Source organism: Chitinophaga sp., from assembly GCF_036569185.1.
Lineage (GTDB): Bacteria > Bacteroidota > Bacteroidia > Chitinophagales > Chitinophagaceae > Chitinophaga.
Genome location: NZ_DATCRD010000276.1, coordinates 1 through 3,923 on the forward strand (window position 1 = coordinate 1; position 3,923 = coordinate 3,923).

At 47.2% G+C, this 3,923-nt stretch carries 4 protein-coding genes; 3 read left to right on the top strand and 1 reads right to left on the bottom strand.

The genetic code is table 11. The features are described from left to right. Both VIM72_RS21225 and VIM72_RS21230 read left to right on the top strand, forming a co-directional pair. A partial coding sequence (locus VIM72_RS21225; RefSeq protein WP_332004831.1) for a DUF4302 domain-containing protein occupies positions 1 to 1,444 on the top strand: 1,444 nt, incomplete at its 5' end. A 20-nt stretch (positions 1,445 to 1,464) separates the two neighbouring features. Next, complete coding sequence (locus VIM72_RS21230; RefSeq protein ID WP_332004832.1) at positions 1,465 to 1,866, top strand: hypothetical protein; 402 nt, start codon at positions 1,465 to 1,467, stop codon at positions 1,864 to 1,866. Positions 1,867 to 1,898: 32 nt separating this feature from the next. Here the strand turns inward: VIM72_RS21230 and VIM72_RS21235 are convergent, their stop codons facing one another. Next, a complete protein-coding gene (locus VIM72_RS21235) occupies positions 1,899 to 2,255 on the bottom strand; it encodes a helix-turn-helix domain-containing protein (protein ID WP_332004833.1) in 357 nt (118 codons plus the stop codon). 89 nt (positions 2,256 to 2,344) lie between these two features. On the opposite strand from VIM72_RS21235, the gene VIM72_RS21240 reads away from it, so the two are divergent. Then, positions 2,345 to 3,923: putative LPS assembly protein LptD (locus tag VIM72_RS21240; RefSeq protein WP_332004834.1), on the top strand; the 1,579-nt coding region annotated here is incomplete at its 3' end.

The window sequence follows — 3,923 nt, forward strand, 5'->3', positions numbered from 1 at the left end:
GCCGCAGAGCGCTGGCCGGCTATTATCAATAATTGTTGATCACCCTGAATTATTATTTATGAAAAAGATATGGATATATTATCTCCTCGGTATTGCAGTGATGCTCTCTGCATGCGACAGGAAATCAGACCTTAATATTGACGGGATACCAACGGATGTGAGAATAGCACAGGCCCTGGCAACCTATCAGCAAAAACTGACAGACGCTCCCTTTGGCTGGATCGTTACAGAGTATACCAATGGTACTTCCACCAATGGAGGCGTTACCCGTAACGGGCCCAAATCGGTGTTCTCGTATTATATGAAATTCGACAAAAACAGCCAGGTGTCTATGCTGTCGGATTTCAACATTGGCGCCGCCACCGTTTTTAATAACACCGGCTACCGCATCAAAGCTACGCAGCGTCCTACACTGATCTTTGATACTTACAGCTATGTTCATCTTCCCTGCGATCCGGATCCCGGTGTGTCCAATGGCCCGTTTGGATCGGGCTTTGGCTGGGGAACCGATTTTGAATTCGCCTTTGCGGATAATGTGCCGGCGGCAGAACTGGGAGATACCATCCGGCTGAGAGGAAACCTGAACCAGGCGGAAGCCATTATGGTAAAGGCTACCCAGGCAGAACAAACCATGTTTAACACCAGCGGATTTGGCTCTTACAGCACTTTTAACAAGATCCTGCAATACTTCAAACGGGTGAGCGCCGGTGGTACAGTGTTTGAAATCACTCCCGGCGTAGGCGGCAGATCTTTCGATATTAAAACAGCCGGCAGCCAGGTAATTACCAATGTTGGCTGCCAGTACACCGCCACCAGTATCATTTTTGATAAAGCCGTGAACGTTGGCTCCCTGGCGGTGAAAAGCCTCGACAACCTGGTGTGGAATGCCGGCGCCGGTACTATCAGTACCAGTATCAATGGTACTACTGCCAGCACCATTGTACCGGCTATTGCGCCGCTGTCGCCTGAACCGGATGTTGCCCTTAATTTTTATATAGAAGGCCTGGATAATCCCTGGCTTACCAGTCCCGGGTTTCATGTAAAAGGAGTAGATGATGCCTATAATTTGCGGAAGCTCACCTTCCCGGGCGGCACCTATTTTGCCATGGTATATTATCCGGGTACGGTAAACGGCGGCGACTATGATATTTTATCACCTTTCTTTACCGGCATCAACGACTATCCTTATATTTTTGCAGGTGGAGTAGCTGCCTCCTCCCTGGATGATGACCGGCTGGTGCTCCAGATGCTGTTCGGAGGTGACCCTACACCTAATCCGCCCGATCTTATTGCCACCAACAGGATATTTAATACCGGTAAAACCGGTCCGCCTTATATCAATCCTTCACCCGGTTTTTATATTGTGAGAAAATCAATTGACGGGGTATATGACATGGTTACTGCAGGAGACGCTTTAGGCTGGATTACATGGGCACACCAATAATATACATTAAACACAAACACATGAAAAAAATACTCTTTATAGCAAGTATACTGATCATCTGCCAATATAGCGGGTACGCCCAGCAAAGCACACCTTCCAATGCAGAGATAGTAAAGGCTGCTACAAGAAAAAAAATAGCGGCAACAGACTATACCCGTATTTTTCTCCCGGGTATTGCAATATCCGAAACACAAAAACCCCAGGTGAATAAACTGATCCTGGAATTCCTGGACGAGAAAAGAGCATTGAATGCAGAGAACCGGAAAACGCCAGGGGTATATGAGCAACAGCAACCGGCTTTGTTTAATAACTTCAAAACGAAGCTGGCAGGTGTGCTCAATGCACAACAAATGAACGCATTCCTTGCCTCTAAACCGGCAACGGGTGAAAAAACAAATATGTTACGGTCAATATTCTATTAACCCAAAAGGGAGGGGGCCCGATCCCCTCCCTTTTACTCCATACTTTTCTTTCCAAATATCTCCACGCGGTGCTGCTCCCCCCACTCCTTCATGGCATTGATCACAGGTTCCAATGTTTTGCAGTAAGGAGTAAGGTCGTACTCCACTGTTACAGGCCGCGTATCACATACGGTACGGCTCACCAGTTTATTCATCTCCAGTTCCTGCAATTCTTTTGAAAGTACTCTCGGGGAAATATTCAGTTCCTTCGCCAACTCCCGGAAACGACGCCTGCCTCCTTTATAAAATGTTAAAAGTATAGTGAGCTTCCATTTTCCGCTGATGGTTTCCAAAGTATCTTTCACAGCCATCCCGGCCGATTTGCATTCTTTTTCACTTAAATGTTCCATATCAGTATCCTTTTTGTAACTGGTTACAAAAAGCAAACATAACCATTCCGGTACTATTTTCGCTCAACGGATGCCATCCAATTGCTTACATGAAAATACTTTGCCAGCTACTTTCAGTTTTACTGATTGCCCTCATTTTTATTGCCGCAGGCATACCGCATACGGCATCCGTTACTGCAGAGGCATTGGATAGCCTTCCCGTCGACACATTGCCGGTTGCTTCGCCCGATAGCATTGATGCTCCCATCCATTACAAGGCCAAAGATTCCATTGTTATGCAGATCCCCAAAAAACGTATACTCCTGTACGGTAGCGGCGATACCAAATACAAAGAAACCAACATCACCGCAGAGCGGATCAGCTTCGACCAGGAAAATGGCATGGTGCAAGCCACCAAAGTAACCGATACCACCGGCAAAACCATCGGCCGCCCGGTGATGACGGACAATGGCCAGAGCTTCGAATCGGATACCATGCTGTTTAATATCAGCTCCCGTAAAGCAAAGATCTATAATACCCGGTCGGTTTATGGAGAAGGATATATCACCAGCCAGCAGTCAAAACGACTGGCCGACAATACCATCTTCGGGTTTAAAAATACTTTTACTACCTGCGACCTCGATACCCCGCACTTCCAGTTCCGCGCCCGAAGGATAAAAGTGATCCCTGATAAACTCGTGATCTCCGGACCGGCTAACCTGGAAATAGAAGGAATTCCCACTCCCCTGTTCATTCCCTTTGCTATTTTTCCTATTACACAGGGACAGCGCTCTGGAATACTTCCACCACAATACGTGGTGAACCAGCAAAAAGGGATAGGTCTTGAAAATGGTGGTTACTACCTGGGCCTGGGCGATAACTTTGACCTCACTATGCGCGGGGATGTGTATTCCTACGGTAGCTGGAGCCTTACCGCCAGTCCTACTTACCGGAAACGCTATAAGTACAATGGCGGGCTTAACCTGAGCTTTGCCAATACCCGCTTCGGCGACCCGGAAGTTAAATCGGAGTTCAGCACCTCCAGGGATTTCCGCGTTACCTGGAACCATAGCATGGATAGTAAAGCCCGCCCCGGTGTGAACTTTGGTGCGGCAGTGAACTTCGGAACATCTTCCTATAACAAATACAATGTGTATGACTATAACACCCGTGTAAATAATAACATCGGGTCGTCTATCACCTTTTCCAAAACCTGGCAGGGCAAACCCTATAACCTTACCATGGGTTTGAACCACTCCCAGAACCTTAGTACCCGCGACGTGTCTGTTTCCTTTCCGGACGCGACCTTCACAGTAAATACCATCTATCCTTTCCAGCCAAAAGAAATGGCAGGCGCTCCAAAATGGTATGAAAAAATAGGCGTTTCCTATAACACCATCCTGCGTAACCAGGCCAATTTCAAGGATTCCCTGTTTGGCAAGCAAGCCATGTTTGACGCTATGCAAACGGGTATGCAGCATAATATCCCGATCTCATTCTCCATCCCGGTATTTAAAACCTTTACTTTATCCCCGGGCATTAACTATACAGAATACTGGTATACGAAGAAATTTGTGCGTAAATGGAATCCACAAAAGTGGAATCCGGGGCTTGATACTACCGGCGCTATTGACACCACTTATGTTCCTGGTTTTTACAGCGCGCGTGATATCAGTGCCAGCGTATCAC